The organism is Saccharopolyspora ipomoeae (assembly GCF_029952525.1).
GTDB lineage: Bacteria > Actinomycetota > Actinomycetes > Mycobacteriales > Pseudonocardiaceae > Saccharopolyspora > Saccharopolyspora ipomoeae.
Genome location: NZ_JASAOF010000026.1, coordinates 82,753 through 89,505, shown reverse-complemented (window position 1 = coordinate 89,505; position 6,753 = coordinate 82,753). Strand labels below are relative to the sequence as shown.

The following is a 6,753-nucleotide window of genomic DNA, read 5'->3' as shown; positions in this document are numbered from 1 at the left end:
GCGGCGGGGCCCCCCCCCCCCCCCGCGACTGATCGTCCGGGGACGGCTCCGGCCAAAAGGGGCGGCGGGCCGGAGCCGTCGTCCCGGACCGCCGGGATCAGTGGTCCCGGCGTGCCACCAGGTGGGCGAGCGCGGTCAGACCCGCGGCCGCCTCCTCGTCCGGCTCGGCCTTGCGGAGATCCGACAGCGCCGCGGCCAGCAGCTCGTCGGCCTGCGCCTGGCTCCACGCCTTGCCGCCGGCCAACGTCACCAGCTCCGCGGCCTGGGCGAGCTCCCCGCTGATCAGCGGCTGCTCCCGGTAGTACAGCGAGGCCAGCCGCTGACCCGCGTTGGTGCCCGAGGTCAGGGCCGAGACCACCGGCAGCGTCTTCTTGCGCGTCCGCAGGTCGGAGAACACCGGTTTGCCGGTCATCGCCGGATCGCCCCAGATGCCCAGCAGGTCGTCGATGTGCTGGAACGCCAGGCCCAGCCGCTCGCCGAAGCTGCGCATCCGGGTGATCTGCTCCGGCGACCCGCCGCCGTAGAGCGCGCCGAGCGCGCACGCGCAGCCCAGCAGCGCACCGGTCTTGTCGCGCGCCATCCGCTGGCACTCGGCCACGCCCACGTCCGCGCGGGTCTCGAACTCCAGGTCCGCGTTCTGCCCGTCGATGAGCCCCAGCACCGCGCTGCTGAGCATCCGCACCGCGCCCGAGGACTCCGGGTGCCGGGAGGAGGCGAGCACGTCGGCCGCCAGCGACAGCAGCGCGTCCCCCGCCAGGATCGCGGTGGCGTTGCCGAACACCGTCCATGCCGTGGGCCGGTGCCGCCGCGTGACATCGCCGTCCATCACGTCGTCGTGCAGCAGCGAGAAGTTGTGCGCCAGCTCCACCGCCACCGCGGCCGGCACCGCGTCGGCCGGATCGCCGCCCACCGCCGAGGCGCTGAGCACCACCATCGCCGGGCGCATCGCCTTGCCCCGGTCCGCGCGCACCGGGTCGCCGCGCTCGTCGAGCCAGCCCATGTGGTAACCGGCGACCTCCCGCATCCGGTCCGGGAGCCGGTCCACCGCCGCCCGCAGCGCCGGTTCGACCATCGTCCGGCTGCTGGTCAGCGCCTCGAATGCCTGACCAGCGCGGTTCGCGTCCTGCTGCATCGCAGTCATCTCCGCACTCCCTTCGCTCAGCGGCTGATTTCGACGTTCTCCAGGACGCCGAGCGCGTCCGGGACCAGCACTGCGGCCGAGAAGTAGGCGCTGACGAGGTAGGACAGCACCGCCTGATCGTTGATCCCGGAGAACCTCACGGAGATCCCCGGCTCCTGCTCCTCGGCGATCCCGGTCTGGCGCAGACCGACCACGCCGTGGTCGTCCTCGCCGGTGCGCATGCACAGGATGGAGGTGGTGCCCTTGCCGCTGATCGGGATCTTGTCGCTGGGCAGGATCGGCACGCCGCGCCAGGCCTGCACCGGATGCCCCTGCACCTCGGTGGTCTGCGGGTAGATCCCGCGCTTGGTGCACTCGCGGCCGAACGCGGCGATGGTGCGCGGGTGGGCGAGGAAGAACCGCGACTTGCGCCTCCGCGACAGCAGCTCGTCGAGGTCCTCCGGCGTGGGGGGACCGGTGCGGGTGTGCACGCGCTGCTGGAGGTCGGCGTTGTGCAGCAGGCCGAAGTCGCGGTTGTTGAGCAGCTCGTGCTCCTGGCGTTCCTTCAACGCCTCGATGGTCAGGCGGAGCTGCTGCTCGGTCTGGTTCATCGGCTGGTTGTAGAGGTCGGCGACGCGGCTGTGCACCCGCAGCACGGTCTGGGCCACGTTGAGCTCGTACTCGCGGGGTTCGAGCTCGTAGTCGACGAACGTGCCCGGCAGCACGACCTCACCGGAATGCCCTGAGGCCAGCGCGATGTCGGCCTCACCGCGCTTGTTGGTCGCCGGTGCGGGCGAGGCGTACTCGGCGGCCACGTGCGCGCGCAGCTCGTCGAACTGCCGGGTCACCTCGTGCAGCGCGGCGCGATCCAGCGTCAGCACGATGCACGGCGTCACCGCCCGGTAGGTGCTGTCCCACGTGGACTGCGCGGTGGCCAGCACCTGCGAACCGAAGAACGAGCCCCCGGCGAGGGTGTCGGTGACGGTGTCCTCGCCGTACTCACCGCTGCGGATCTTGTCGACCTTGCCGTGCGCGAGGAGCACGACCTCGGTCGCCGGTTCACCGGCCACCGACAGCAGCTGGCCCGGCTCGTAGTGCCGCTGCACGAACCGGTCGGCGAGCGCGCCCAGCGCCGAGTCGTCGTCGAACCCGCGCAGCAGCGGGAGTTCGGTGAGCTCGCGGGGGATGACCCGCACGGCGTCGCCGGTGTTGGTGAAGGTGATCCGGCCGTCGCCGGAGGCGTAGGTCAGCCGCCGGTTGACCCGGTAGGTGCCGGCGTCGATGTCGACCCACGGGAGCATCCTGCTCAGCCACCGCGAGGTCCTGCCCTGCATCTGCGGCTGCGTCTTGGTGGTCGTGGAGAGCTTGCGCGCAGCCTCGGTGCCCAGGCTCAGAGCCGGCTGTTCGGTCGCGGTCAAGGTGGTTCAACTCCTCGGATCGGGAAGAGGAGCGGGCCGGCCGCTGCGACCGGCCCGCCTGTTCAGCTCTCGCGGCCCACTTCGACGTGCTCGAGAACGCCGAGCGCGTCGGGGACCATCACCGCGGCCGAGTAGTAGGTGCTGACCAGGTAGGACAGGACCGCCTGGTCGTTGATGCCCATGAAGCGCACCGACAGCCCGGGCCGGTACTCGTCGGGCAGGCCCGTCTGGTGCAGGCCGACCACGCCCTGGTTCTGCTCGCCGAGGCGCATCAGCATGATCGAGCTGGTGCGCTTGTCGCTGACGTGCAGCTTGTCGCAGGGCAGGATCGGCACGCCCCGCCACGCGGGGACCTGGTGCCCGCCGAGGTCGATGCTCTGCGGGTACAGGCCGCGCTTGCTGCACTCCCGGCCGAACGCGGCGATGGTGCGCGGGTGCGCCAGGAAGCAGCCCGGTTCCTTCCACACCAGCGTGAGCAGCTCGTCCAGGTCGTCGGGCGTGGGCGGTCCGGTGCGGGTGGGGATGCGCTGCCGCAGGTCGGCGTTGTGCAGCAGGCCGAAGTCGCGGTTGTTGACCAGCTCCTCCTCCTGCCGCTCCCGCAGGGCCTCGATGGTCAGGCGGAGCTGCTGCTCGGTCTGGTTCATCGGCTGGTTGTAGAGGTCGGCGACGCGGCTGTGCACCCGCAGCACGGTCTGGGCGACGCTGAGCTCGTACTCCCGCGGCGCGAGCTCGTAGTCGACGAACGTGCCGGTCAGCGACGGCTCGCCGGAGTGGCCGGAGGCGATGTCGATGTCGGCCTCGCCGTGCGGGTTGTGCGGCCGGCCCGGCCCGGCCAGCGCCTGCCGCACGTGCGCGCGCAACGACTCCGAGGAGCCGTTGAGCTCCTGGAAGGTCCGCTGTCCCAGGGAGAGCACGGTGCAGGGGGTGACCGCCTTGTAGCTGGCGTCCCACTCGCCGGCCTCACCGGCCAGCACCTGCGCGCCGAAGTACTGGCCGTCGGCGAGCACCTCCAGCACGGTCTGGTCGCCGTACTCGCCGGTGCCGATCTTGTTGACCTTGCCGTGCGCGATCAGCACCACCTCTTCGGCCGGGTCCCCGGAGCTGGCGATCACCTGGCCCGGTTCGTACTGGCGCTGCACGAAGCGGTCGGCCAGCGCGCGCAGCGCCGCGTCGTCGTCGAATCCGCGCAGCAGCGGCAGTTCCTGCAACTCCTGGGGGATCACCCGGACGTCGGCACCGGTGTTGCTGAAGGTGATCCGGCCGTCTCCGAGCGTGTAGCTCAACCGCCGGTTCACCCGGTAGACGCCGCCGGCCGCCTGCACCCACGGCAGCATGCGCAGCAGCCACCGGGATGTGATGCCCTGCATCTGCGGAACCGACTTGGTCGTGGTCGCCAGGTTGCGCGCCGCCGCCGTGCTCAGGCTCAGCTGCGGGGATTCGGTGTCGACGGGGTTGGTCGGATCGGTCGCAGTCACGACAGAAATACCACCAATCTTTGTGCTGACGAATCGACGAGCGGGAAACTCGAAGAAGAGCAGGAGAAGTTGAATCGACGATTGTCGTCGATGAATTAGATGGAGAGGGGGGAAGGATTTATTGGTGCGTCGCAACGGCGGCGTTGGCGTTGCTCACGAACGGAACGCTAGCACCGGGCCACAGGGCCGTACAGTCACCCGAAAGTGCTGACCGGTTCCATATTGGGTGGTCAGCGAACCGTAGTTCCATGATCACCTGATTGCACCCTTGTGCTCGGCGGCGTGCGTCGAATAGATGGGTTTTCCGGCTTAACGGGCGGAAGTCGCGCTCGGATGCATTGTTGAGCCAGCAAGCAGGACGGCCCTTCGGTTTGGTTGCTCCATTGGAGCGACGGAGATGTGAACTCGAATTCCACGAATCGGGTTATCCATTTCCGACGGATCTCCGGCGTAGTGTTCGGGCAGTGGTTCGGCCGGGTCTTTCCCCGATTGGATCGGGATGGTTGAAGGCCCCTCGAAGTCGGCGAACCGGTCAGTTGTTCTCTCCAGGAGGCGATTTCGCGTGAAGTGGAACCTGAGGCTGGTCGCGGCGCAGCGCGGTATCTGGAAGGCCACCGATCTGCAGCGCAGATTCGCCGAGCACGGGCTGGTGATCTCCGCCGGGAAGATGTCGGGGCTGTGGTCGAAGACCCCGGCCAGCCTGAAGCTCGACGACCTGGACGTCATATGCCGCGTGCTCGGCTGCGAGGTCGGTGAGCTGCTGGAGCCGGAGGTGCAGCGGGTCCCCGCTCCGCGGGCGCCCGAGAGCGCGCACGAGGCGCCGGCCGGGGTCGGGGAATGAACCTGATCCTCACCGGCACCCTCTGGGTCCTCGGCGCCGCCGTCGGCGCGGCGGTGGTCGGCTACCTGGTGCGCCGGATCGGTCAGGACGAGGGCGAACCCAGCAACAACGACGCCGCCGGGCAGGTCTTCACGATCGTCAGCGGTCTGCAGGCGGTGGTCCTGGCGTTCGTGCTGGTGACCTTGTTCGACGCGGTCACCGACGCGCGCGAGGGCGCCTACACCGAGGCCCAGGACCTGGTCGCGGTGTCCTGGGCGATGGAGTCGCTCCCGGCGGAATCCGCCGCCGCGGTCCGGGCGCACAGTCGGGACTACCTCGGGACCGTGATCCGCGCCGAGTGGCCGCAGATGGAGCGCGGCACCCCGGTCGGCGGGCCCGGATGGGGTCAGCTGGACCGGATCCGGGCCGCGGTGGTGGCCGCCCAGGCAGACGGCGAGTTCCAGGAGGACCGCAAGTCCGAGGCCCTCGACAAGCTCAACGAGGTCTACACCGAGCGGCACGAACGCCTCACCCGCGCCTTCGACCGCGGCGTCGTGGCGGTGGTGTGGTTCGTCCTCGTCGTCGGCAGCGTGGTGTGCGTGCTGCTGCCGAACCTCTTCGGCGGCACCCGCTCCTTCCCGCACATCGTGCTGGTGTCCACGCTGGCCGGTGCGCTGGCGCTGCTGCTGTTCGCGATCTTCCAGTTGCAGAACCCGTTCAGCGGCGGGTCCCGAATCGAACCGGAGGCCTTCCAGTGGGCGCTCGACCGCTTGGGGCGGGGCTAGCCCTCGTTCTCGGTCTCATCGCGGTGCCCCCGGCGGCCGAGGCCGCGCCGGCGTGCGAAGCGCTGCAGATCCGCACCAGCGGTGCGACCTCGGTGCTGCACCGGGTGCGGCTGCCGGGGTTCACCGACGTGCGGGTGGGGGAGCTGCCGTACCGGATCAACGCCCTCGGGTACTCGCGCTCGCCGGGCTGGGCGTACGGCATCGCCGAGGGTTTCGCGGACGGCGGGCACGTGGTGGCGCTGCGCCCGTCCGACCCGCCGCTGGACCTCGGACCCGTGGTGGCCGGACGCGGCGACACCCCGTGGAACCCGATCGGTCACCCGGAAGCCGGAGCGATCCGCGGCGACCGCTGGTACGTCCTCGACGAGGACTACCTGTACACAGTGGACGTCGACCCCGACAGCCCGACGTTCCGGCACGTGCTGAGCTCCCGAGCGCTGGAACGCCGGCACGGCCCGTTCTCGGTCGACGACGTCGACTTCGGCCCGGACGGCCTGCTGCGCGGGGTCGCCCAGACCTACACCGGCATCCCGGCCGTCGTGCGGCTCGACCAGAGCACCGGCGTCGTCGAACCGGTCAGGTGGCTGCCGGAACTGCCGCCCGACAGCTACGGGTCGGCGGTGATCGGCCAGGACGACGCCCTCTACGTCACCGGCAACCGCAGCGGCGGGGTGTACCGGATCGGCGAAGGGGAGACGGTGAAACTGGCCGAGCTGCCGGGAATGTCCAGCTCGGACGCCGCCGGGTGCCTGCGACGACCACCGCCGCCACCTCCGCCCCCGCCACCTCCGTCTCCGCCGCCGCCGACCCCGGCGCCTCCGACCAGCTCGGAAGCTCCCCAGCTCCCCTCCCCGCCGCCGGTCGCCTCGTCGAGCCCCGAGCCGGCCGAGCCCCGGCCGACCCCCACGCCGAGCGCCGCGCCACCCCCGCCGGAGGACCGGCCGGAGGACCCGCCGAGCGAGACGCCGGAGTCCGCTACGCCCACGCCCAGCGAGGAGACCGACTCGGAGGAATCCGGGCACACCACGCAGGAGAAGCGCCGCTGGGCGCTGGCCGGGCTGGTGCTGCTCATCGGTGGCAGCGCGGCCGTGCGCAGGTTGGGACGCGGCTGAGCCGGACGGTGATGCTGGTGACG

Annotated in this window: 6 protein-coding genes; 3 read left to right on the top strand and 3 right to left on the bottom strand. The window is 70.8% G+C overall.

The annotated features are described in order from the left end of the window. Window positions 1-97: 97 nt before the first annotated feature. From QFW96_RS26930 to QFW96_RS26920, 3 genes are all read right to left on the bottom strand, one after another. Complete coding sequence (locus QFW96_RS26930; protein WP_281458537.1) at window positions 98-1,141, bottom strand: family 2 encapsulin nanocompartment cargo protein polyprenyl transferase; 1,044 nt, start codon at window positions 1,139-1,141, stop codon at window positions 98-100. A 17-nt stretch (window positions 1,142-1,158) separates the two neighbouring features. Next, on the bottom strand, window positions 1,159-2,538 hold the full coding sequence (locus tag QFW96_RS26925; RefSeq protein ID WP_281458536.1) for a family 2B encapsulin nanocompartment shell protein: 1,380 nt from the start codon (window positions 2,536-2,538) through the stop codon (window positions 1,159-1,161). Between the two features lie 62 nt (window positions 2,539-2,600). Then, a complete protein-coding gene (locus tag QFW96_RS26920; RefSeq protein WP_281458535.1) occupies window positions 2,601-4,013 on the bottom strand; it encodes a family 2B encapsulin nanocompartment shell protein in 1,413 nt (470 codons plus the stop codon). Between the two features lie 562 nt (window positions 4,014-4,575). Here QFW96_RS26920 and QFW96_RS26915 point away from each other — a divergent pair. From QFW96_RS26915 to QFW96_RS26905, 3 genes are read left to right on the top strand one after another with little or no spacing between them, the layout of a single operon-like run. Then, a complete protein-coding gene (locus QFW96_RS26915) occupies window positions 4,576-4,854 on the top strand; it encodes a helix-turn-helix domain-containing protein (RefSeq protein WP_281458534.1) in 279 nt (92 codons plus the stop codon). Next, the gene (locus QFW96_RS26910; protein ID WP_281458533.1) at window positions 4,851-5,618 is read left to right on the top strand and encodes a bestrophin-like domain; all 768 of its coding nucleotides are present in this window, start codon (window positions 4,851-4,853) and stop codon (window positions 5,616-5,618) included. The genes QFW96_RS26915 and QFW96_RS26910 overlap by 4 nt, the downstream gene beginning before the upstream one ends. Before the next feature lie 23 nt (window positions 5,619-5,641). Next, entirely contained in the window at window positions 5,642-6,730 is a 1,089-nt protein-coding gene (locus QFW96_RS26905; protein ID WP_281458532.1) for a DUF6923 family protein, read from the top strand. The last annotated feature ends 23 nt before the right edge of the window (window positions 6,731-6,753 follow it).